The sequence below is a fragment of the Snodgrassella sp. B3800 genome, assembly GCF_026535865.1.
Lineage (GTDB): Bacteria > Pseudomonadota > Gammaproteobacteria > Burkholderiales > Neisseriaceae > Snodgrassella > Snodgrassella alvi_E.
Window position 1 is genome coordinate 1 of the sequence record NZ_JAFNPH010000009.1, and the last position, 23,864, is coordinate 23,864.

Sequence of the window (23,864 nt, forward strand, 5' to 3'; positions counted from 1 at the left end):
GGTTTCGCGGCCGAAGAGGAAATAGATTGCTTGCCTGCTGTTGCTGTAGTCAAATCCTGTGTAGTTACGTGTGCCGTACGTCTCGATTAGATACACTTGTGCATTGGCTTGCGCTTCGGTCATTTCAATAAAAGCTTCTAGACTGTCATGATAATGAATATCGACATAAGGCCAGTAATCAAGACCGGCACGTTTAAGCATACGGTCGTCCGTTGAAAAGCCAAGAGGGTGAATTAAATGCAGGCTGGTACCAGTACCAGCACAGGTGCGGGCAATGTTGCCTGTATTAGCAGGTATTTGAGGTTGATATAAAACTATGTTCAGGCTCATTTAAATGAATCAATAAATAATATGAACCTTAGTTTATATCAGATAAGACAGATGTTGTATTACTAAATAATAATTGGTTTGTATTTCTGTGATTGATGATATTATTTAACTTATTCCAATATCAATAGATAATTATCTGAAATAAAAACAGAAAAATGGAACAAACTAAATGATAAATGTAAATGGTATTAATATTAATTATAAAAAATCAGGAAGCGGGGAGGCTTTAATACTATTGCATGGGAACGGTGAAGATCACAGTATTTTTGCTCCACTGATTCAAAAATTTCACCATAATTATACCGTGTATGCAGTGGATAGCCGCAATCATGGTTTAAGTGAAAAAACTACTATCTATGATTATAAAGTGATGGCAGATGATATTTATGCATTGATTATGGCTTTGTCCATTGATCCGGTTAATATTATTGGCTTCAGTGATGGTGCAATTGTTTCTTTATTACTTGCTTTACACGATCAGTCTGTGATTTCAAAGATGGCATTATTAGGAGTGAATCTTTCGCCTGCGGATTTTAATGCTGAAACTTTTGAGTTTATGCAGCAGTACTATGAACAAACAGGTGATCCGTTATATAAAATGATGTTGGAGCAGCCACAGATTGATATATCTTCTCTGAAGGATGTCACTGTGCCAGCTTTTGTGATTGGGGCGGAAAATGATATTTATCATCCTGAGGTATTTAGCTCAATTGCTGAAGCTTTGCCCCATTCCAAATTAAAAATTGTGCCAGACCATGATCATGGCAGCTATATCATCAATAATGATTTATTGTATTCTGAACTTGTTGATTTTTTGAGTAATTCAGTATAATGCCAATTTTATAAATGTGTTGTAGCATTCCTGTAAGTCAGTTTTATTGCGCCTTCATGCCAAATGATAACGTTTGGATGGATGTGACAAAAAATGGTGGAGCATGAAACGGTACATAATGAGGATAAATATTTATAAGATTAGAATAATTGCTTTGATTAACTTGGCAACCTAGTATGAAATTTTCTACATGCTTGGGTGTAAAACTGAGCGGTAATGAGCGTAGTAAAAGTCTATAAGCATATAAAGCATGTCTGGCGTCGCAGGAAAACTTGCTGTAATTCAGATATAAGGGGTGCGACAAAAATAAGGCTGTTGTATAAGAAAATTGCCACTTCAGTTGAATAAATGCTTAGAAGAATAAAACTGTGTTTTCATGCGCAAATCATTTTGTCTATATGAATTCGTACGGTCATAAATTGATTAATTTTTCTTTGGGGAAAAAATAGATAATTTATCAGGTTTCTGTCTGCTAAATTATTTATTATTTTGGTTTATGAATGTGATGTAGAACCATAAAAAACTAAAATATTCCATTCATTAATATTTAATAATTTTTTAAGAAGCCGCTTCGCTGACCAGTAATTTTATTTTTCTCTAAACGATATTATGCATAATCTATTCTGGCAAGTTTGCAACTAAAGAGTCATTTTTGATAGTGAGTGCCACGGGTGATTGATGCCATCACAAAATCCGTTATGGTAGCAGTTAAATTGCTTAAGGATGTGCGTAGTAAATTGCTGTTGGAGGAATGCTTATGTAGATCGTTTACACGAAACTCAGTGTGGATTTGAATGTTGGAGTACTTAAATGTTCCTAATTAAGACCCCATTGATTTGAAAATGAGCTTTTTGATTTAAACCCTAAGCAGCTATCATTTGTGGCCTGATATTGTTCAGTCGACGAAATCTTTTTTGCTGTATTGAGGACGCAATGCTAATAAATGGTTTAATAGCTCTGTTTTAAATTGTTCTTTGTCAGGCTGGAAATACATTGGTGTGCCGATATTGACATCGATAAACAGCGGCAAAGGAATGCGATTTCCTTTTGCCATAATCTGTTCAGTGCCTTGCAACCATACCGGAATAATTGGTACGTCAGGCATGGTGGCACTTAAATACCATAAACCAGATTTTAAGGGCTGCATTTTTCCAGGTTCACCACGGGAGCCTTCTGGAAATAAAATCAGAATTTTGTTTTTGCATAAGGCTTCTTCACAGCCTTGCAAGGGATTACCCTGACCGTTATTCTGGCGTGTAACCGGAATAATATTCAGGACATTTAGTGCAAACCATGCCATCCATTTATTGCTGAGAAAGTAATCTGCAGCAGCAGCTGGATGAATCTGACGCTGTTGAATGGGAGAATACAGTGACATTAATGCAAACACATCCATGTGGCTATTGTGATTGGCAACGAGAATAGCCGGCCCTTGTTTAGGCAGATTCTGGTGCTGGTGGATACGTAAACCCAGCCATAAACGCATAACTGGCCATACGATGCATAGGGCAAATAATGGTTTGAGTAATGATTTAAGCATGGTTTAGTAGTAGAAATAACGAACAAAATGGAAAAATACCGGAGCGGTAAAAATCAATGAATCAAGACGGTCAAGAATGCCACCATGCCCGGGAAGCAGTGTGCCGCTGTCTTTAATACCAATGTCGCGCTTGATGGCTGACATCACAATGTCGCCGCAGAAACCACTAATACTGATAATCAGGCCGGCCAGTAAAGCCATTCCACAGCTTAGCGGGGTCAGTACCGGACCTAACAGCATGGCCGCAATTGTGGTGCTGCCAATGCCTCCGAGCAACCCAGCTAGCGTCTTATTCGGGCTTACTTTAGGGGTAATTTTGATTCTGCCCAGTGACTTACCCCATATATATTGGGTAATATCGTTGAATTCTGTCAGTCCAACGAGAAACAGAACTAATAAAGCTCCAGTTTGCTGCTTATCATTGGGTAATACCAGCAGACAGGCAACATGGCTGAAAGCAAATACAGTAGTCATTAATCCCCATTGGAGCTGAGAAACTGTGCGCAAAAAATGTCTGGTATCGCCAGCAATAACCATACGAGCTGGTAAAAATAGAAACATATATACTGGTATGAATACGATAAACAATCCGTACCAGTCGATGCCGATTAACCAGTAGTTAATCGGAATGGTAATAAACATCCATAATATGGGCATTCTGTCTGCATGGCGGGCGGGAACCAGAGTTAAATATTCTTTTAAAGCTATAAAGCTCACTAAAGCAAAAAAACTTAATCCAAGCCAGCATGGGCTGATCAGTGCTAGTGAAAACAAAATAACAATTACCCACCATGTGCGGATACGCAGGGTGAGTTCGCGCCAATCTTTATTTTTTTGCAAGCATGCTAGTAGTCCGTTGATTATCGTTGCCAACAGTAAAAGGCTGAAGATAACCAATAGGGATTTTTGTAGCAGCATATTAACGGCCTCCGTGTATGGCGCTGCGACAACGGTTAATGCAAGTCCAAATCAATAAGAGGATAGAGGCACACCAGATGAAATTATTCCAAATTGTTAAATTTGGCCAGATAGCTATTAGTAAAGACCAGCTACCAAAAATCAGCGCACGGTCACTTTTTCCCATCGGGCCAGCATAGCTGCGAATGCCGTTAATGGTTTGCGCGAGAATGCCACTGAATTCAGTTAAGGCTGCACAGAACAGCATAACCAGTACGGTGGCTGTATTGCTGTGTGGTAATAATATGAATGGTAAATACAGCGCAATATCAGATAATACATCGCCAAGCTCGTTTAATACCGCACCAAGCCGGCTTTGTTGATTACATTCGCGTGCCAGCATACCATCCAGTGCATTCAACGCCATGCGGACAAACAAAGTAATAGGCAACAGCCAAAATAATTTGGGATAAGGAAACAGAGCAAGTATGGCACCTATTAAGACTGAAAGGCCGATAGCAGTTAGCGTAATGTGGTTGGCTGTAATGCCTTTTCTGTACAGCCAAAACATTAGTGGACGTAGCAATTTTTGAAAAGCAGGTTTGATGCTATAGAGAGTCATGCTTGTGCAGATAAGTTTTGTAATCTTTATATTATAAAATGTATTTAAATTTAATGTTATGTTGTTTTAAGAATGGAATTTGCCTTCAGGCTGATAAAAAATGGTGCTGCGATTCTATATCGTGGCAAATAACTATAAAATAGATAACCGGTAATACTTGTAAAGTATTACCGGTTATCCTCAGAAAAGAAGTATTATCAGGCAGCTTATTCAGCCTGTGGCATTACCCACATTTGGTTCTGATTGTATTTCTGCATAAATTGTTTAAATTCATCTGACTGATAAGCTGCTTTTAAATCTTTTGCCCATTGTGTGTCTTTGTTTTTTTCATTGATGGTGACCACCATTTCCATTTCTGGAATCACCTTTTCACGCAGAACAGCTTTTTTCGGATCCAGTTTGGACTGATAGGCAATGCCCCCTGAGGCGAACCCGAAGTCCACTTCATTTAATGTGCGCGGAATCATAACTGAATCAATTTCTTTGATTTTTAGTAGTTTAGGATTGCTGGCAATGTCTCGTGTGGTTGCGAGTATTGGATTGGTGTTGGGTTTTAACTGAATTAAGTGGTTATCGGTCAGAATACGTAATGCACGTGAGGTATTAGCCGGATCGCTTGGAATCAGTACGCTGGCACCGTTGGGTGCCTGCTGGATGGAGGTGTATTTATTTGAATAAATGGCAGCTGGTACGGTTGGAATATGCACTAGCGGATATAGATGTGTGCCTTTTTCACGGTTGAAAACATTCAGATAGGCAGTATGCTGATCCAGATTGAAATCAACCTGTCCATTATTTACAGATTGATTATTCACTTCCAGCGTGGAAAAATTCAAGGTTTTAATTTTATAACCCTGTTTTTCCAGAATTGGCTTAACGCCTTGCTCAAAGATGGTGGTGTAGGGCATGGCGGATGCACCGAACACGAGTTCTTTTTTAGTAGCCGTTGTGGCGGATGCGTTATCCTGTTGTGTTTTGGAGCAGGCTATCAAGCCTGTGGCTACCAGACAGGTTATAACAAGATAAATAATTTTGTTCATGATGGACCTGCTGAAATTTAATATGGAATATCAGTATATAATTGGAATTACGTTGCGAATATACTGATTTTAAATAACTTTACTACTAAATAGAATAAGTGTTTATGCAATTTGATTTTGTCTGACTAGTTATGCTCACAGATTTAGAAAAAAACGCGATACGCGAACATTACCAGAATATCGCCAAAAGTCTGCCTAATTTCCGGCCACGTCAGGCACAGCGGGAGATGGTGGCCGCGATTGCCAATGCATTTTCACGCACTCAACAGCAGGAGGATGGTGGAGAAGCACCACAGCGCAATGGAGAATCAATTGTAGTGGTGGAGGGGCCTACAGGTGTAGGCAAAAGTCTGGCCTACCTGTTGGCCGGCGGTATTATGGCGCAGACCCGCGGCAAAATTCTGGTGGTCAGCAGTGCCACTGTAGCTTTACAAGAGCAGCTTGTAGGGCGTGATTTACCCTTTGTGGTCAGACACAGTGGTCTGAATCTCAGCTTTGCACTCGCCAAAGGGCGTGGTCGCTATTTGTGTCCCTATAAACTGTATCAATTAACCCAATTGAACGCACAGGATAGTTTACAAGGGTTCGAACCAAAGCAGGCGTTGTGGGACCGGAAACCTAAAAGTGAGGAGCTGGCGGTATTACGTGATATGGCCGACCAGTTTGCTGACCGTACTTTTAATGGAGATCGAGATACGTGGCCGCAACAGATTGATGATGGTCTGTGGCAGAAAGTTACCAATGACCGCCACGGCTGTTTGAAAGCTGGGTGTCCCAATCGACCGGAGTGTCCGTTTTTTTTGGCGCGAGAAACGCTGGAAACTGTAAATGTGGTGGTGGCTAACCATGATTTATTGTTGGCTGATATCGGTATGGGTGGTGGGGTTATTTTGCCATCACCTTCCAATAGCTTTTATTGTATAGATGAGGCGCACCATTTGCCACACAAAGCTTTGCAGCAGTTTGCGGCTGAACATAGCTTGAATCAAGCATTATGGTTTTTAGAACGCATTGGTAATGTTGTGGATAAAGTAGCTGGTGTGCTGGATAAAAGTGAACTTGCTGTAATGGCTACAGAGGCAGCCTCCGCTTTGCAGGAAAATTTGCAGGAATGGATGATGCATTTGGCTGATGAACCCAGCCTAGCGGCACAAGATGGCCATGATGAAAGTAGCTGGTTGTGGCCGGATGGCGTCATCCCAGCTACATTGAAAATATTGGTTGATAATACCGCTTTGGCCGCACGCATGCTGCTTAAACACATCAATAGCCTGAATGAGGCTCTATCGGCTGCACGACGTGATAAAAATCAGGACAGCAGTTTGCTTGACCGGCTTAGCGGTGATCTGGGTATGTTGCTGGCGCGTATAGAGCAAGTGGTTGATGTTTGGGATTTACTCGCAACTGAAAATGTCGAAGGGGAAGCACCACTGGCTAAATGGATTACCCGAACGAGTAAAGATAAAGTTGATTACAGTTTTAATGCTTCTCCGATTACCAGTGCCGGCAAACTGGCCAGTGGTCTATGGCGACGTGCGGCAGGCGCTTTACTGACCTCGGCAACGTTACGCTCGTTGGGTACTTTTGATTTGCTGCTAAAACAAACTGGCCTTAATTGGTTAACAGATACCACTATGCTGGCACTAGATAGCCCGTTTCATTTTGCCGAGCAAGGGGAGCTATATATACCTGCACTGACTGCCAGTCCGAAAGATGCAGCTGCTCATACCAGCGAAATTGTACAGTGGCTTCCAAAACTGATTAATGAAAACGAAGCCATTGGAACGTTGGTTCTGTTTTCTTCCCGCCGGCAGATGCAAGAAGTGGCATTGAAATTACCCGACAGCCATTTACCTTTGTTACTGGTGCAGGGAGAACTACCTAAGCAAGTTCTCTTGCAGCGCCATCATCAGGCTATTACCGATGGAAAACCCAGCATTATATTTGGACTCGACAGTTTTGCTGAAGGGTTAGATTTACCGGGTGAAATGTGTGTACAGGTGATCATTGCTAAGTTGCCCTTTGCGATGCCGGATAATCCGATTGAAAAAACCCGTAATCAATGGATAGAAGCTCGTGGCGGCAATCCTTTTATGGAAATTACCGTGCCTGAAGCCAGCATTAAGCTGATACAGGCCGTTGGACGGCTGATTCGTACCGAAACAGATTATGGCCGTGTAACTATTCTGGATAACCGTATTCTGACAGCGCGCTACGGCAAGCAATTACTGGCATGTTTACCGCCCTTCAGGCGCATCGGTTAGACAGGCTGGCAAGCGTGAAAAGCACAGCCTGCCTATGTTGCTGAGGATAGAGAGATTGTTGTATGACCAAGCTTAGCAATTGACAATCACTTGATTAATCTTTAATATTAGAAGCTTTCGTATATTTATCTGGATTAGCTCCTATGAAAACCTTTTCAGCTAAGCCGCATGAGGTGAAGCGCGATTGGTATGTGGTTGATGCTCAAGACAAAGTTCTGGGTCGTCTGGCTGCTGAAATCGCTCGCCGTCTGCGTGGCAAACATAAGCCAGAATACACGCCACATGTTGATACTGGCGATTACATCATTGTAATCAATGCTGACAAACTGCGTGTAACTGGTCAGAAACAGACTGACAAAAAATACTATCGCCACTCAGGTTTCCCGGGTGGTATCTACGAGCGTACCTTTGCTGAAATGCAAAACCAGTTCCCTGGCCGTGCGCTGGAAAAAGCCGTTAAAGGTATGTTGCCTAAAGGCCCGTTGGGCTACGCTATGATAAAAAAACTGAAAGTATATGCAACTTCAGAACATGGCCATGCTGCTCAACAACCTAAAGTTTTGGAAATCTAAGGACACGCAATGAACGGTAAATATTACTACGGCACGGGTCGCCGCAAAAGTTCAGTGGCTCGTGTTTTCCTGCAAAAAGGTAGCGGTCAGATTATTGTGAATGGCCGTCCGCTGGATGAATTCTTTGGTCGTGAAACCGGCCGCATGATTGTACGTCAGCCATTAGTGTTGACCGAAAATCTAGAATCTTTCGACATTAAAGTAAACGTTGTAGGCGGCGGTGAAACCGGCCAGTCTGGTGCGATTCGTCACGGTATTACCCGTGCATTGATTGACTACGATGCAGCGCTGAAACCAACTCTGTCTGCTGCTGGTCTGGTTACTCGTGATGCACGTGAAGTTGAACGTAAAAAATTCGGTCTGCGCAAAGCACGCCGTGCGAAACAGTTCTCAAAACGTTAATCTGTATTGCCACTGCCAACACAGTTTACAAATACAAAAAAAGAGCCATGTGGCTCTTTTTTTGTATGCTTGATAAATAGACAGAAAATTAATCTGAAAATTAATACTATTCAGATGGGTTTTCAATATCAGAAATTTCATTAATTTCTTTACAGCAAAAGTCTGCTTTGGCGTATTCTGTTAGAAATTCATAAATAGTAAAATAGGGGACTCTGAACTCTTTGGCTGCATCGGCTAAATAAATTTTTCTAGGTGAAAATGGATTAGATTTTTCCTGAGAAATTATTGAGTAATTAAATGTAGCCGCATATGAGACTAGCCATGGATCCGCAGTTGTCAAATCAGCAAAATTTTTTTTTGCCACTGGCTTAAAACTTGGGTTATTATGAGCCCACTTAATAATTTCAGCATATTTTTCTATAGCGTCATAGTCATCCAGCCAAAATGATTCAGGTATATTTTTTTGTACCCAAATTGCTAACTCATCTTTTTTAACCTCAACTAATTCATGATAAACGGATTTGAGCGAATAAAGAATCTTTTTTTCATGGAGATTTAATAAAAAATTCCAAAATCCTTGACAGAAACAGAATTGATAATGAAAATTTTTTGCCTGAATAAAAACGTTTGCGTCAATTAAGAATTTTCCCATACTAAATATTATCCTTCATTTTGCTATATAGATTCATTACTGAAGGTGATTTCAGGTTTAATAATTTGGCCGCTTCTGATATCAAGATATGTTGATTTATTGTTTGTGTCAGAATTATTTTAGTTAAGCGCGTGCTGTTGCGTAGAGGATAACTTCTATAAGGATCACCGCCTGTATTTGCTTTCTTTGATTGTTGTCCATTATGTTGATTTTTCACACTATTGATGTAAGAACTAGCAATTAAATTCAGTTTTACCGCTTTAATTGTAGTAGCAAGTCTGCTGACTTTAAATTTCCTACTAATTACGTTAATAGTGTCGTATATATCAGAATTAGGGAATCTCTCTCTTTCTTTCTGCCATTTTTGCTTAAACATATCATTAGGCATTAAAAAATGAGCTGCTACATCATTACAAAATGCCTCCATGGCATTATCGTTATCAGGCCAATTAGACACCCCTTCTTTTCCAATCCATAGGTGAGCAACTTCATGAAGCAATGTGAAAATTTGAGCACTTTTTGAATCTTTAGTATTAATAAAAACAGCGGGAGCATAATCGTCGGTAATTGCAAATCCTCTGAATTCATTGACACTTAACGGTTTTTTGGTATTGTTTTTGACAATACTATTCTGAAAAATCAAAATACCGAGATTCTCAAATCGAGTTACTAAGTTTTTAAAATATACACTTTCTTCTTTGAATGAATCTAAATCGGTTTCGATATTAAAACCAATAGACTTTGCTATATTTTGAGCAACGTATTCCGGTTCAGAAATTTTGTAATTAACACGTCCTACAAAATCAAGTTTATTAAATATGTCTTCTTTTTTGAGGAAGTCTCTATACCATTCTATCTTATTATTTATATCTTCAAGAGTATCATAGAAATCAGTACTCAAAGGTACAGCTTGTTGTGTATTTCTGAAATCTGGTAATGTTGGGCGTGTTATTTCTGGTGGTTTATCTAAAAATAAAAATCCGAAAGGAATGTTTGCCAGTTTAGCTATACGTGAAGCCTGAGTTTTATTTATTATACCATTGACGAATTTTTCAATTTGTTCTTCGGTTTCCACGATATCTTGCGCGAAAGTTCTAACATCCATTGATCGTGAGTGTGCAATCCATTCTAGTATAGAATTAGAAATTTGGAATTCATATTTCATAATATTTATTCGAATACATATTGAGATAGTAGAACACTTTATTAAACTACTTGTTTGATTAAAATTTTATTATACTTAATTAAATTCCACTATATTGATTATTAAAATCTAAATTCTTATCAAATCAAATGCATTTATTTTTGTATATATAATTGTTTTTAAATGATTTATATGTAAAATTATTTTAGAATTAGTGTTGTAAAAAACTGAATATTATTTTCAATTTGAAATTGAAAATATTCAATTCTAGAATTTGTAAACTTAAGCGTGTATGTAAAACCGAGAATTAATTGATTGAAGTGAATATTTAATCATTTGAGCAACCAAATTCTGGAAGTATTGGGTACGCTTAGTAAGAAAGATGAAATGCATATCACAAAAGTACAGTATTTTCTCTGGCTACAAAGATTTGTGGTTTTCCAAATTTGTGTAGCAAGTTGTTTAGTGTCTAATCTGTGCTTTTCCTAATAAGGTCGAGAAAAACACAACAAGTACCAACATTGAAAGTTGGTGTGATGTCTTCGTAAGTTAGTTGTATTATATTGTAATTGAGGATTCTGAATATTAGCCGTATGGCAGCAATTTGATACAAAAATTTGTTTCTTGCTCTTACAAAAACTGCTTATGAGTTAACTTGATAAGCAGTTTTTGTAAGAGCAACTAGCAAGGTAAGTTATGTATGGCGCTGCTTTGAATAGTCGGTGTGCTGAGACTTTGGGGTAAGCTGCCTGTAAGACTGACGAGGATGCCGCTGAAGTTTACCATCTGTTCCTGACTGACCTGTTGTGCGATTTCGGGCAGGTGCTGCCGTAATTTGAATGTTGTATCATTGCTTTTATATATTTAAATTAAATATAAATCAATATGTTATGGTAAATGATGATGGTTAATCTATCGACAAGCGTATTAATTTGCTAACGCTAACTAATCAAGCACTATAGCGCAAACAAAGGTCAGGAAAACATTTTTTTAGTTCAGTTGTGGTGTGATTGTTTTATGGTGATTATTGGGTTTAATTAATTATCTTGAATGAAAATTTTATTTGTTGAGATGCTATTTTTATAAATTTAATGATAATTAATTATGTTTAAAAGCACATATTTGAATTGTTTTTATGTGCTGCTACAAAGTGTGTTGATGTCAATTTTAATTGAGAAGATTGCCATGTCTGTGTAATTATTTTTTTCAGATAAACAACACGATATTGGAAATTGGCTAAATTTCTATTTATATATAATGATTTAGCCTAGGGTGCGGGTTTGTTCTGGCGCTGTTTATAACGGTTGTAGCCAAATAGGTATTGGCTGGGAAAACGTTTAACCCACTCTTCAACATTGTTATTAATGATTTGTGCATCATGTTCTCTGTTGCCGGTGAGTGTGCCAGTAAGTGGGGCGATGTGCAGGGCAAAGCCGCGGCCATGGGATAGGCGTTCGCCGCAAAAGAATAGGGCTGTTACATTAGGCATGATGGCGAGCCGTGAAGCCAGTGTCATGGTATAGGCTGGCCGGTCGAAAAAGTTGGCCCAGACGCCTTCACCTTCTCCAGGCACCTGATCAGGCAAGATGATGGTGGCTTCTTTGTTTTTTAATGCCCGTACTACTTGTTTCACGCCTTGCATGTTGGCTGGTGCGGTGTAGCCATTGTCACGCACGCGGCCGTTATTCATGATGCTTTCCAGCCAGCTTATTTTGGGTGGCCGGTACATGGCAGTGAGAGGGAATGGCAGTTTTTCGCTCAAGTAGCGGCCGGCAAGGTCGTAATTGCCTAGATGCGGGGTAATAAGGAGCAGCCCGTGTTTATTTGCAATGGCTTCTTCAATGTGTTTCCAGCCGTGCACTTCTTTGAACAAGGATACGATGTGGTTGCTGGAGCGGGTCCATGCGATGGACAGCTCTAATCCGCTCTTGGCAGTTTCAGCAAAAATGGATTTGACTAGTTTTTCTGCTTGTTGGTCGTTGGCAGCAATTTTGCTAAAATGCAGATTTTTGGTTGTGCGTTCACGTTCACTGGTGGCGAAGTAAAAGCCAAGGCGCCCCAGTATTGAGCCGATGCCCTGTAAAACTGGCAAGGGGATTAACGCCAATAAGGAAAATACGAAATAAACCAGCTTTTGCATCTGTTCTGTATCTCAAATCAAAATTTGGGCGACATTGTAACAAAAGCATCTATAACTGCCCATAAAGCAATATTAGCATCAGAAAGTATCCGCCAATTATGAGTGAATTTCTGTTTACTTCTGAGTCGGTTTCGGAAGGACATCCGGATAAAGTTGCCGACCAGATATCCGATTCTATTTTAGACGCTATCCTGACGCAGGATCCTTCAGCGCGCGTAGCTGCTGAAACGTTGGTTAATACCGGTTTGTGTGTGTTGGCCGGCGAAGTGTCCACACGCGCACATATTAATTATATACAAGTTGCCCGCGATACGATTAAGCGTATTGGTTATAACTCATCCGAGCTGGGTTTTGATGCCAGTGGCTGTGCAGTCATGGTTTGTTATGACGAACAGTCGCCTGACATTGCGCAGGGTGTGAATGAGGGTGAGGGGTTGGATCTGGATATGGGTGCCGGTGATCAGGGGCTGATGTTTGGTTATGCCTGTGATGAAACGTCGACGCTGATGCCGTTTGCGATTTATTATGCGCATCGTCTCATGCAGCGCCAGAGTGAAGTACGTAAAAGCGGTGAACTGCCGTGGCTCCGTCCGGATGCAAAGGCTCAGCTGACTTGTGTATATGATAGTGACACCGGTAAGGTGAAGCGCATTGATACGGTGGTGCTGTCTACGCAGCATGATCCCGAAATCGGGCGTGAGGAACTGGTTGAGGCGGTGAAGGAACTGATTATTAAGCCGGTATTACCTGCTGAAATGCTAACTGAAGATACTCAGTATCTGATTAATCCGACCGGACGTTTTGTGATTGGTGGGCCGCAGGGCGACTGTGGATTAACTGGACGCAAAATTATTGTGGACACATACGGTGGTGCAGCGCCGCATGGAGGTGGCGCATTTTCGGGTAAGGATCCCACCAAGGTAGACCGTTCTGCTGCTTATGCTTGCCGCTATGTGGCGAAAAATATTGTGGCTGCCGGTCTGGCTAGCCAGTGTCAAATTCAGATTTCCTATGCAATCGGTATTGCGCAGCCGACTTCGATTGCAATCGATACTTTCGGTACCGGTAAGATTGAGGAGAGTCGGCTTATTGAGATTGTGCAACAGCATTTTGATTTGCGTCCGAAAGGAATTATTAAAATGCTGGATTTACAGCGTCCTATTTATGCTAAAACAGCAGCATATGGCCATTTTGGACGTGAAGAGCCGGAATTTACTTGGGAGCGTACGGATAAAGCTCAGTTGCTGCGTGAGGCTGCGGGTATCTAATTTGGATGGGTTGATACAAACAGGTTGCTTTTAAGCAGCCTGTTTTTTGTTGTATGCAGCTGATAAGGATATTTGTATAAAAGAGAAAAATAATGGTTAAAGCAGGCTGACGATTGGTCGTGAAATGAGCTGAAGTGACAGTTTGTGTGCGTATTGGTGGTTGGTTTGCTAAGAAAACGGGAGTTTTGTACATAGTGTATGGTGCAATTTTGTTGCTGGCTGGTGTGAAAGGTTGTTGACACTAGCCAGAAAAAGCCGGTATCTGGTTAATACGGCGTAAAAAATTTCAAAAACTCTAAATATTTAATCTGTTATTAAATATAATTATGGTCTTAACGATTTAGGGTGGTTTGGGGTAATTGTTTTTTATTTTGTTTAGGAAACACTTATCCGATTGATGTCTGTAGCGGTTTATTAATAAGTTGTATTTGCGAATTGGATAATTTTATTCGGGCTGCTGTTTAGTGTGGTTGAATAGCTTGATGTTTCTTTTCTGCAACGATACAGCTGGCGGCTGATGGTTTTTGCTAGTGTTGTCTGATGGTTCAGTTTGTTGAGCTACTGATTATGCTGATGTACCGGAAAATAATGTTGGTATGGGATGGGTGGTGTAAATTAATTTTGTAGCATGCAGATTGATAAGCAAAAAATTTTAAAAATTTGATGCTTTAGTGACTATTTTGGGGTTGGAATATTCTCTGCCAAACTATAAGCTCCATTTATAATAAGTGATAAATTTATTATAATGGCTTATTTTATGGACTTTGAGGTGCTCTGAAATGGGTTTTTCTCTTCCTGCTGCCGAACTGGAAGCTACTTTGGGGGTGCTGGCAGTGAAAATGCCGAGCATGAATGTTCAGCTGGTGATGCTAAGCCGTCTGGTGCGTTTGGTGCATGCGACGATTCACAATCAGCTGAATGAGCGTTTGCATAAACACCATTTGTCCGAAAGCTTGTGGCATGCGCTGCTGGCTGTGTATGCGCGGCCAAATCATGAGATTTTACCTTCGGAACTAAGCAATATTCTTAATCTCACCCGTACTAGTGCTACGCGTTTATCTGATGATCTGGTTGTGAATGGCTGGGCTACTCGTTCAACTCATCCTTTAGATCGGCGCAAAATTACGCTGAAATTAACTAAGGCCGGTGAGGATTTGATTCAACGTGTCAGTCCGGAAACCAATGAGGTGCACCGGAGGGTATGGTCAGCCCTGAGTGAACCAGAATATGAACAATTGCAGCAGCTTTTAACAAAGTTATTAACTGCTGCTTAACTTTTTGCTGAGATTTGCATGAAATTAACTGTATCTGCGCGCCGATTGCGTCAGTTATCTCTTGTCAGCCCGCTGGCTTTGCTGTTGTTGTCTGCCTGTGCCAATTTTGGCCGCCAGCCTGAGTTACAAAGCCCGCAGGATGCAGCCCAGCTGCATTTGCCAGCCGGTCAAACTATACAGGCTAAGCAAAGCTGGTGGCTCGGTCTGAATCAGCCGTTGCTGAACCAGTTGATGGATATGGGGCTAGCCAGTGCACCGGATTTGCGCGTGGCCGCTGCTCGTTTTGCTGAGGCTGAAGCGCAATGGCGTGGAGCCAAAGGGGAGGCTGGCGTACAGGTAGCTTTGCAGGCTAATGGTGTGGCCGCTTACCTAAATCCGAAACCAGATTCAAACAGAGCGGGTGATGACCCGAATCATGTGTTCAGTAATGAAATGGCTGCGCTGGCAGTTAATTATACTTTTGATTTTTGGGGTAAGCAGCGTAATTTGATTAAGTCAGCACTAGGTGCGCGTGTGGCTGCTGCTTATCAGCAAGAGCAGGCACGGTTGCTACTAAGCCAAAGTATTGTGTCGCAATATACGCAATGGCAATTGTTGCAGGAGCAGGCTAATGTGTTGCAAAAGCGTATTTCGGTGAATCAAGCGTTGCAGAAACTGGTGGCGAATCGGATTCGTGCTGGTCTTCAACCAGCAAGTGATGAATATGCTGTGTCGCAAAATGTACTGGCTATGCAAAGCGCTTTGCGCCAGACGCAGGCGGATATAGAGCGTGCCCGGCACAGTATGGCTGCGCTGATAGGTGTTTCACCTACTCAGATGCCAGCGGTGGTACCGCAGCCGCTGGGGAAAGTGCCAGAAGTGGCGGTAAATGGTTTACATGCCGATATTCTGGGGCAGCGACCGGATATTGCGGCGCAACGAGCTTTACTGCAATCGGATTATTTTGGAATTAAAGCGGCACAAGCAGCGTTTTATCCGAATATAGAAATCCAAGGACTGGCAGGTTTGGCGCATGTTGATGCGTTTGACTTGGTGCATTCTTCTTCACGCATGCTGGGTATTGTGCCGGCTATTTCGTTGCCAATATTTACGTCAGGCAGTTTGCAGGCTGCTTTGGCTGGTAAACGTTCTGCTTACAATGAGCAGGTGGCGCAATACGATAAAACGGTGCTGACGGCTTTGCAGCAAGCAGCCGATGCTGTCAGTGACTATCAGCGTAGTTCTGAAGCCTTGCCTTTACAGCAGCAGGCGTGGCAAGTGGCGCAGAAAAATGCTGTATCCAGCAGTAGACGCCATGCAGCTGGTCTGGAGAATGCGCTTACCAAGTTGCAACGCGAGGATGCAGCTTTAAGTGCTCAGGCAGATTTAGCAAAAACCGCTGCGTGGCGGCAACAGAGCTGGAATAACCTGCATGCTGCGCTTGGTGGTGGTTTTAAAATTCCTGCAAGTGGCAATAATCAGTAACTGAGTGTTAATTTCCTATTTTCTTGAGCTATTGACGTATGAGTGAACAAAAGCAAACCAATGAGGCAGTGACTACCTCTCAACCAACGGTACAACCGCAGTCAGAACGTGTGCCCGCCGGACGCAAGCGTAAGCTGGTGTTGCTGACGGTGGTATTTGTGCTGATTGCGCTGGGCTTTCTGCTGATGTATCTGCTGGTATGGCAGCATGAGGAATCCACTGATGATGCATATGTGAATGGCCATCTGGTGCAGATTACGCCGCAAATTACCGGCACGGTGCAAAAGGTAAACGTGGATGATACACAGACTGTTAAGGCAGGCCAGGTGTTGGTAGAGTTGGATAACAGTGATATGCAGCTGGCGTTTGAGCGGGCGCATGATGAGCTGATTAATGCGATTCGTCAGAATAAGCAGCAGACGGCTCAGTCGCATCAGGCCAGTGCACAGGTGGCGGCGCAACAGGCCCAGTTAAAACGTTTGCAAGCTGATTTACAGCGGCGCCAGAGTCTGGCTGGTACCGATGCAATTTCTGCGGAAGAATTAAGCCATGCCCGTGATGCGGTAGTGGAAGCGCAGGCAAACCTGAAGGCCATGCAGGGGCAGGAAAATGCAGCTAAAGCTGTGCTTGGCCACAATGTGCCGCTGCGTCAGCAGCCAGCTGTGATGACCGCTGTTAGTCATCTGAAAAGTGCATGGCTGGATTTACAGCGTACGCAAATCAAGGCTCCGGTGGATGGACAGGTAGCAAAACGCAATGTGCAGGTAGGCCAGAAAGTGGCAACTGGTGCGGCGCTGATGGCGGTGGTGCCACTGAATAATGTCTGGGTAGATGCGAACTTTAAGGAAAGCCAGCTGGCGAAAATACGTATTGGTCAGCCGGTGGAAATTAAAGCGGATGTGTATGGCAGTAAAGTGACTTATCACGGTAGGGTGGCTGGTCTGTCTGCCGGTACTGGTGCTGCGTTTTCCCTTTTACCGGCGCAGAATGCGACTGGTAACTGGATTAAGGTTGTACAACGTGTGCCGGTGCGGATTGCGCTGGAACCTAAAGAGCTGGCTGCGCATCCGCTGCGGGTAGGTCTGTCTATGGATGTAGAAGTGAATACGCGTAATCAGGATGGTCAGGATTTAACTGCTGCTACGGCGATTCCTACTAATGGCAATATGGCTGCGATTGATTGGACGCCAATCAATAATATGATTGAGCAAATTTTTGCCCAGTACGCGCCCTAATTCTGTTCTGCCTAATTATGATCCGATTGCTGCTGGCGCAGGGTGATTGTTCTCTTGCCAGTGGCGGTTACTGCGATGTTGATCTGGCTTGATTTTTATTTTAATTTCAGAAGCTTTCTCTGGTGAGTAGGAATATTCGTGCTCATGAGGCATGAAATGAGCTGACGCTACACCGAGAAGGTTTTTGTATTAAGGCTTTGCTTGAATGACGCATTCTCCCTTGAAAGGTCCGGCTCTTGCTCTGGTTACGGTGGCGCTGTCACTAGCCGTATTTATGCAGGTACTGGATTCCACTATCGCCAATGTGGCTTTGCCCACCATTACTGGTAATTTGGGTGCAGCCAATAGTCAGGGTACGTGGGTAATTACGGCGTTTGCCGTGGCCAATGCTATTTCGGTACCACTCACAGGCTGGCTGGCGCGACGCTTTGGCGAAGTAAAAGTATTTGTGGTGGCGACACTGTCGTTTGTGCTTGCCTCTTTTTTATGTGGTATTGCGCCTAGTTTGGCCTTGCTGGTGTTTTTCCGCGTGGTGCAGGGTGCAGTGGCTGGGCCGATGATTCCGCTGTCACAAAGTCTGCTGATGGCAGCCTATCCGCCGGAAAAACGCCCGATGGCGTTGGCGATGTGGTCGATGGTGATTATTGTGGCGCCGATTTTTGGGCCGATTCTTGGCGGTATCATCAGTGACAACTGGCATTGGGGCTGGATTTTCTTTATTAATGTACCAATTGGTTTGGTGGCTGCCGGTATTTCTTGGCAGATGCTCAAAAAACGTGAAACCGAAACTGAACACCAGCCTATTGACCGTATGGGTCTGTCGCTAATGGTAGTGGGTGTGGGTGCATTGCAGATGATGCTTGACCGTGGCCATGAGCTAGACTGGTTTTCATCCAATGAAATCATTACGCTTGCGGTAATTGCGGTAGTGTGCCTGAGCTACTTTATTATCTGGGAATGGTATGCCAAGTATCCGATTGTAGACTTGCGCTTGTTTAAGGACCGTAATTTTACTGTAGGGGTGATTACGCTCAGTACTGCCTATATGACGTATATGGGGGCAATTGTGCTATTGCCGATGCTGTTGCAGATGCAGCTAGGATATACTGCAACATGGGCAGGGCTGGCAACGGCACCGATTGGTATCTTCCCAGTATTGCTGTCGCCGCTAATTGGTAAGTTTGGCAACCGGCTGGATATGCGGGTATTGGTGACCATCAGTTTCACCGTTTACGCCATCTGTTTCTTCTGGCGGACTAATTTTAATGCCGGTATGAGTTTTATGGATGTATTCTGGCCGCAGTTTGTGCAGGGTATTGGAATGGCGATGTTCTTTATGCCGTTAACCCAAATCACTTTGTCGAATATGTCTGGTTCTCAGATTGCCAGTGCTTCCAGTATTTCTAATTTTGTGCGAATTTTAGCCGGCGGTATTGGTACGTCGATGGTTAATGTATTGTGGGATAAACGCGAAGCATTACACCATACACAATTGGTGGAGAACATTCATCCTTATAACAGTACTATGAATGAGTCGATTCAGGGAATGAGTCAGCTGGGTATGAGTGGGGTGCAGCCATTAGGCTCAATCGAGCAGACTATCGGTCAGCAGTCGCATATTATGGGTGCCAATGATTTATTCTGGCTGTATGGCATGACATTTTTAGTTCTGATTGTGCTGGTGTGGTTTGCTAAACCGCCATTTGGCAGTGGCGGAGGTGGCGGAGCTCATTAAGCTAGCTTGGGTTATCTGATACGGCCTGTGTACTTGCGATACAGGCCGTGTTTTTATGAACCGGTTTTGTTTGGCTGTGAGTGATAAGAAAAGGGCTTAGATACAACTGTGAATGTAAATTGACAGCAGCTTGTGTACAATAGACGGCGTTTAATGCTGGACTGGTTGAAAATAACCAGTAGGTAAGATTGTAATGATGATGAAACTGGCTTTTGCTTTTTTATATGTGCTGCAGTTGCTGCCATTAGGGGCGATTCATGCGCTGGCACGCTGTGTGGGCTGGCTGAGTTATTATGCAGTTGCTCCACGGCGGCGAATTGGTTTGATTAATCTGCGCCATTGTTTTCCCGAATGGACGGAACAGCAGCGACGTAAAGTATTGCGCGAACATTTCTATCATATGTCTATGCTGCTGCTGGAATACGGGCTGTACTGGTATGGTGATGCCGCGCGTTTAAAAAAATTGGTGCGCTATCAAGACAAACATTATCTTGATGAAGCGCTGGCCGCCGGTGAAAAAGTAATTTTACTCTATCCGCACTTTACTGCGTTTGAAGCGGCGGTGTATGCGCTCAACCAAGATGTGCCTTTAATCAGTGTGTATTCACATCAGAAAAATAAACAGATGGATGAGCAGATTCTCAAGGGACGCCATCGCTATAATAATGTGTTTCTGATAGGGCGCACTGAAGGGCTGCGTGCGATTATTAAAAAAATCAAAAGCAGCAGTGCGCCGTTTTTATATTTGCCCGATCAGGATTTCGGACGAAGAGAATCGATTTTTGTAAACTTTTTCGGCATTCCCACAGCGACGATTGCTGGGCTGAGCCGTATCGCTGCTTTAACCAATGCTAAAGTGGTTCCAGCAATTCCGACACGGGAATCAGATGGCAAGGTTACCTTGCGGTTTTATCCGCAATGGGATAATTTCCCCAGTAAAGATATAGTGGCCGATACGCAACGAATGAATGATTTTATCGAAGCACGAGTACGAGAGCAGCCGCCACAATATTACTGGCTGCATAAAAGGTTTAAAACCCGCCCCGAGGGTGAAGCGTCGTTTTACCAAAAAATTCACAAATAAAAATCCGATTATCTGTTGTGGCAGACAATTGATTAAAATAAAACTACTGCCAGAGCTTGGCTCTGGCAGTAGTTTTTGTATTCATACGCCAGACAAAGCGACAGACTGGCCGATATAGGCATCATCATGTAACGCTTTTAGCATGAAGTGCGCCACATCGGCTCGGGCTATGCGGCCACTGCCTGCTGGTATGCCCTGTGCTGCCTCAGTATATTTTCCGGTTAGGGTGTCGTGGGTTAGGCCAAGTGGGCGTACGATGGTTGCGTCTAAACCGGCCGCCTGAATTTGCGCTATAGCGGCACGATGGTCAGCCAGCGGGTGGCGTAAAAACTCCATTGCGGCCTGTCCGCGTTCACCTTCTAGCTCATTGTCTACGCCGGCGGAGGCACAATAAACGATGCGTTTAATGCCATACTGTTGCATTTGTGGGGTGATATTGCTCAGCATACGTTCCAAATCATTGCCTGGCTTTATGCCTTGGTTGGTGTTAAGAGCCGAGGCCACTGCGTTGTAATGGCTGTTGTTTGTAAACAATGCTGCTACATCGGCTTTCTCAAACACGTCACAAAGACGAATATGTAATTTAGGGTGTTGGATATTAAGTTTTTTCTGCGAACGTACTACTGCTGTCACTTCATCACCGTTTGCCAGTGCCTGTTCGACCAAAGCTTTGCCCACGCCGCCGCTGGCACCGAAAATAAGAATATGCATTAATGTTTTCCCGAAAATTAAAAATCAGTTTAATAAACCGATGTTAGTAAAATAATCTTGATAAACCTGTGCTTTGCGTTCAAGTGCGAGTGGATAAGCTCGCGAAGAAGAAGGCAGTCTGGAAAGGGTCAGCTGCCGTCCGTTTAGTATGGTTTCACTGGGATGGCCGATAGTTGGTACCGGAGTTCCTGCCGGGAGCAGTTGCAATAAAGTGGTGGTGGCTTTGTCGCCTGTGGTCATTATGTGCCGACAGTCTGGAATCTGTACCAGTAATGCCGATAAATCTACTGGTGTTACCACTTCGAGAAATTTATCCGCCGCATTGTTTTGCAGGCGCTTGATTTGAAAGGCTGTATCGTTGATGGCAATGCCACGTTGGTTAAGAAAAGCGCGAATTAAAGGCTCATTGAAGCCTTTTAGATCATTATTAAGAAAATAATTTTTATTCTGAAAAAACACCAGCCCGAATATGCGCCACATATCATTTTGCAGATTCGGATAGTAAAAATCCATTTTCCAACGTGTGGCCGGTGGCGGAAAGGACCCTAACATTAGAAGCTTTGCATTGGCTGGCAGAAACGGTGCTAGTGGATGGGTTTCAATAATAATTTCAGTCATATATTCCTGTTGTGTCATTGTGCATGCTAACAACGGCCAAATAGACAGGCTACCATATGTGCCTGTTCCTCCGTATAGCCGTCCTGACCCAGTCGTGCTGACATGACCCACTCGTTGCTAAAGCCCTGTAGACTACTGTACTCATGCCACAGACGCTGCTGCTCGGCCTGATTACCATGTTTAATTGCCAGTTGCAGGCGTTGCTGGATATTTTCCGGTATTGTATCGCTCATCATTACCTCCGTATGCTTCAGATTGCTCGTCCTTGACTTTCGTAGCGACGGTGAAACCACAGTAGGCAGGCACAGCCGATTAAAGTTAACGGTACCCCGAGCAGTGCCGGATACTGATAACCCCATTGATGGCTGATGGCCACGCCGCCACTGTATGAACCAATGGCATTTCCTAGATTAAACGCCATCTGTACGCTGGCTGCACCCAGTAGCGCACCACCGGGCGAAAAGCGCAGCAATAGGAGCTGTTGTGGTGCTGATACTGCAAACAGACAGAATGTGCATACACACATCAGTGTGGCCGACAGCCAGCCGACAGATGAACACACAAAAATCAGTAACAATGACACTGCGGCCAGCCCTTGCAAACTGGCAGCTACCTGGCCGGGGGTATAGCGATCCGCCAGACGGCCGCCACACCAGTTTCCTGCTACCATACCGGCACCAGCCAGTACCATTAGTAGGCTGACCTGATTGCCATTGAAACCGGATACCTGTGTTAATAAGGGACGGATATAGCTGAACCAGCAAAAAATGCCGCCATTACCAAAGGTGGTAGCCGCTAAGATCAACCATGGTGCGGCTGATTTCAGGAAACGGAATTGCCCCAGAATGCCGGTATCAGGTAGCCGTTCCATCTGCGGAATAAAACGCTGTAAGGTAAAAATTAGCACAATTGCCACCACGGCTACCAAAGCAAATACCAGCCGCCAGCTTAAATGCAGACTTAGCCATGTGCCTACGGGTACGCCAAGTAGATTGGCAACCGTCATACCCGCAATCATCATCGCTACAGCCTGCGCGGAACGGCCAGGTGGCGCCAGTTTAGTGGCAACAATCGAGCCGATACCAAAATACGCTCCATGCGGTAGGCCGGAAATAAAACGCGCTACGAGCAGCGTGTTATAGCCGGGTGCAATGGATGCCAGCAGATTGCCGATGGCAATCAGTACCGACAGTGACAGCAAAATAGTTTTCGGCGGTAGGCGGTAACTTAATACCAGCAGCCATGCACCGCAGCATACACCGATCGCATAAGCAGCGATAAAATGCCCGCCCTGTGCAATGCTGATATGCAAAGTAGCAGCTACATCCGGCAAAATACCCATCATACTGAATTCTGCCATGCCCAGCGCAAAAGTACCTAATGACAGCGAAAGTAAACTTTTTAGTAGCATAATTATCTACAGCCATTGTCTGTTCAGCTAAAGTACAAGTTTAGACGTAGCCTGCCTACTTGTCACTTTCCATGCTTTATTACGGGATAATCTGTCTGAATAAATTATGAATTACAATCTTAGCTGTGTGGTGCCATCAATATCATGGCAGCGCCGAGGAGGCATACCAGTGCGCCGCTGATGTCCCATTTATCTGGCATGGATTTTTCTACTATCCATGACCACAGCAGTGATGAGCAGATGTAGATACCACCATATACTGCATAGGCTCGGCCGGCAATATTGCTTTCTACCAAAGTGAGCAGCCATGCAAATAGCAGCAGCGATAATGTGCCCGGTAATGTCCACCATGCAGATTTACCCATACGTTGCCATGCCCAGAAAGAAAAACAGCCACTGATTTCAGCATTAGCGGCGAGAAAAAAATAAATAAAGGTTTTCATTGCTACACCAAAATTAAATTAATTGTTCCAGATACTATCAATATTCGTTAAGAACAATCTATGAAAATAAAACCGCCAATATTTTCCATTTTTGAAAAAGATATTATGACAATATGTTTATGCTGTGTGGGCGAGTTTAGGCTAAATACAGTTAATGCTTCTGTTTAGGTTGCCGGTGAGTGTGGT

General features: G+C 43.3%; 23 protein-coding genes. 10 read left to right on the forward strand and 13 right to left on the reverse strand.

Going from position 1 to position 23,864, the window contains the following annotated elements:
* On the reverse strand, positions 1-330 hold a 330-nt coding region (locus tag J3U64_RS09350), incomplete at its 3' end, for a tRNA (cytidine(34)-2'-O)-methyltransferase (RefSeq protein WP_267409044.1).
* 169 nt (positions 331-499) lie between these two features.
* On the opposite strand from J3U64_RS09350, the gene J3U64_RS09355 reads away from it, so the two are divergent.
* Positions 500-1,162 carry an alpha/beta fold hydrolase gene (locus J3U64_RS09355; protein ID WP_267409045.1) on the forward strand — a complete coding sequence of 221 codons (663 nt, stop codon included), beginning with the start codon at positions 500-502 and terminating at the stop codon, positions 1,160-1,162.
* Positions 1,163-2,057: 895 nt separating this feature from the next.
* On the opposite strand, the gene J3U64_RS09360 is transcribed toward J3U64_RS09355, so the two are convergent.
* The 4 genes from J3U64_RS09360 to J3U64_RS09375 form a co-directional block, all read right to left on the reverse strand.
* A complete protein-coding gene (locus tag J3U64_RS09360) occupies positions 2,058-2,702 on the reverse strand; it encodes a lysophospholipid acyltransferase family protein (protein WP_267409046.1) in 645 nt (214 codons plus the stop codon).
* Between the two features lie 3 nt (positions 2,703-2,705).
* Positions 2,706-3,620, reverse strand: coding sequence for a phosphatidate cytidylyltransferase (locus J3U64_RS09365; RefSeq protein WP_267409047.1), 915 nt, complete (start codon positions 3,618-3,620; stop codon positions 2,706-2,708).
* 1 nt (position 3,621) lies between these two features.
* Complete coding sequence (locus tag J3U64_RS09370; protein WP_100156112.1) at positions 3,622-4,221, reverse strand: CDP-alcohol phosphatidyltransferase family protein; 600 nt, start codon at positions 4,219-4,221, stop codon at positions 3,622-3,624.
* A 206-nt stretch (positions 4,222-4,427) separates the two neighbouring features.
* The gene (locus J3U64_RS09375; protein ID WP_267409048.1) at positions 4,428-5,261 is read right to left on the reverse strand and encodes a MetQ/NlpA family ABC transporter substrate-binding protein; all 834 of its coding nucleotides are present in this window, start codon (positions 5,259-5,261) and stop codon (positions 4,428-4,430) included.
* 131 nt (positions 5,262-5,392) lie between these two features.
* Here J3U64_RS09375 and dinG point away from each other — a divergent pair, with 131 nt between their 5' ends.
* The 3 genes from dinG to rpsI all read left to right on the forward strand — a co-directional run bounded on the left by dinG (position 5,393) and on the right by rpsI (position 8,499).
* Positions 5,393-7,525 (forward strand): ATP-dependent DNA helicase DinG, encoded by a 2,133-nt coding sequence (dinG, locus tag J3U64_RS09380; RefSeq protein ID WP_267409049.1) that lies wholly within the window; start codon positions 5,393-5,395, stop codon positions 7,523-7,525.
* Positions 7,526-7,668: 143 nt separating this feature from the next.
* Positions 7,669-8,097 carry a 50S ribosomal protein L13 gene (gene rplM, locus J3U64_RS09385; RefSeq protein ID WP_100140892.1) on the forward strand — a complete coding sequence of 143 codons (429 nt, stop codon included), beginning with the start codon at positions 7,669-7,671 and terminating at the stop codon, positions 8,095-8,097.
* Between the two features lie 9 nt (positions 8,098-8,106).
* A complete protein-coding gene (gene rpsI / locus J3U64_RS09390; protein WP_100140893.1) occupies positions 8,107-8,499 on the forward strand; it encodes a 30S ribosomal protein S9 in 393 nt (130 codons plus the stop codon).
* A 106-nt stretch (positions 8,500-8,605) separates the two neighbouring features.
* Here rpsI and J3U64_RS09395 read toward each other — a convergent pair whose 3' ends face one another.
* From J3U64_RS09395 to J3U64_RS09405, 3 genes are all read right to left on the reverse strand, one after another.
* Positions 8,606-9,151 carry a DUF4411 family protein gene (locus J3U64_RS09395; protein WP_267391968.1) on the reverse strand — a complete coding sequence of 182 codons (546 nt, stop codon included), beginning with the start codon at positions 9,149-9,151 and terminating at the stop codon, positions 8,606-8,608.
* 1 nt (position 9,152) lies between these two features.
* Positions 9,153-10,226, reverse strand: a complete 1,074-nt coding sequence (locus J3U64_RS09400; RefSeq protein WP_267409050.1) for an ImmA/IrrE family metallo-endopeptidase — start codon at positions 10,224-10,226, stop codon at positions 9,153-9,155.
* Between the two features lie 1,336 nt (positions 10,227-11,562).
* Positions 11,563-12,435, reverse strand: a complete 873-nt coding sequence (locus tag J3U64_RS09405) for a lysophospholipid acyltransferase family protein (RefSeq protein ID WP_267409051.1) — start codon at positions 12,433-12,435, stop codon at positions 11,563-11,565.
* Between the two features lie 98 nt (positions 12,436-12,533).
* Here J3U64_RS09405 and metK point away from each other — a divergent pair, with 98 nt between their 5' ends.
* The 6 genes from metK (at position 12,534) to J3U64_RS09435 (ending at position 20,495) form a co-directional block, all read left to right on the forward strand.
* Entirely contained in the window at positions 12,534-13,703 is a 1,170-nt protein-coding gene (gene metK, locus J3U64_RS09410; protein WP_267409052.1) for a methionine adenosyltransferase, read from the forward strand.
* A 779-nt stretch (positions 13,704-14,482) separates the two neighbouring features.
* On the forward strand, positions 14,483-14,977 hold the full coding sequence (locus tag J3U64_RS09415) for a MarR family winged helix-turn-helix transcriptional regulator (RefSeq protein WP_100140896.1): 495 nt from the start codon (positions 14,483-14,485) through the stop codon (positions 14,975-14,977).
* A gap of 18 nt (positions 14,978-14,995) precedes the next feature.
* Positions 14,996-16,441, forward strand: coding sequence for an efflux transporter outer membrane subunit (locus tag J3U64_RS09420; protein WP_267409053.1), 1,446 nt, complete (start codon positions 14,996-14,998; stop codon positions 16,439-16,441).
* A gap of 38 nt (positions 16,442-16,479) precedes the next feature.
* Positions 16,480-17,676, forward strand: coding sequence for an efflux RND transporter periplasmic adaptor subunit (locus tag J3U64_RS09425; protein ID WP_267409054.1), 1,197 nt, complete (start codon positions 16,480-16,482; stop codon positions 17,674-17,676).
* Positions 17,677-17,881: 205 nt separating this feature from the next.
* Positions 17,882-19,411, forward strand: a complete 1,530-nt coding sequence (locus tag J3U64_RS09430) for a DHA2 family efflux MFS transporter permease subunit (protein ID WP_267409055.1) — start codon at positions 17,882-17,884, stop codon at positions 19,409-19,411.
* Between the two features lie 199 nt (positions 19,412-19,610).
* Positions 19,611-20,495, forward strand: coding sequence for a lipid A biosynthesis lauroyl acyltransferase (locus J3U64_RS09435; protein WP_100156118.1), 885 nt, complete (start codon positions 19,611-19,613; stop codon positions 20,493-20,495).
* Positions 20,496-20,576: 81 nt separating this feature from the next.
* Here J3U64_RS09435 and J3U64_RS09440 read toward each other — a convergent pair whose 3' ends face one another.
* From J3U64_RS09440 to J3U64_RS09460, 5 genes are all read right to left on the reverse strand, one after another.
* A complete protein-coding gene (locus J3U64_RS09440; protein ID WP_267409056.1) occupies positions 20,577-21,206 on the reverse strand; it encodes an NAD(P)-dependent oxidoreductase in 630 nt (209 codons plus the stop codon).
* 24 nt (positions 21,207-21,230) lie between these two features.
* On the reverse strand, positions 21,231-21,824 hold the full coding sequence (locus J3U64_RS09445) for a uracil-DNA glycosylase family protein (protein WP_267409057.1): 594 nt from the start codon (positions 21,822-21,824) through the stop codon (positions 21,231-21,233).
* Positions 21,825-21,850: 26 nt separating this feature from the next.
* A complete protein-coding gene (locus J3U64_RS09450; RefSeq protein WP_267409058.1) occupies positions 21,851-22,057 on the reverse strand; it encodes a cyanate hydratase in 207 nt (68 codons plus the stop codon).
* A gap of 17 nt (positions 22,058-22,074) precedes the next feature.
* Positions 22,075-23,235 carry an MFS transporter gene (locus tag J3U64_RS09455; RefSeq protein WP_100156103.1) on the reverse strand — a complete coding sequence of 387 codons (1,161 nt, stop codon included), beginning with the start codon at positions 23,233-23,235 and terminating at the stop codon, positions 22,075-22,077.
* Between the two features lie 119 nt (positions 23,236-23,354).
* The gene (locus J3U64_RS09460) at positions 23,355-23,678 is read right to left on the reverse strand and encodes a YnfA family protein (protein WP_267409059.1); all 324 of its coding nucleotides are present in this window, start codon (positions 23,676-23,678) and stop codon (positions 23,355-23,357) included.
* Positions 23,679-23,864 lie beyond the last annotated feature (186 nt).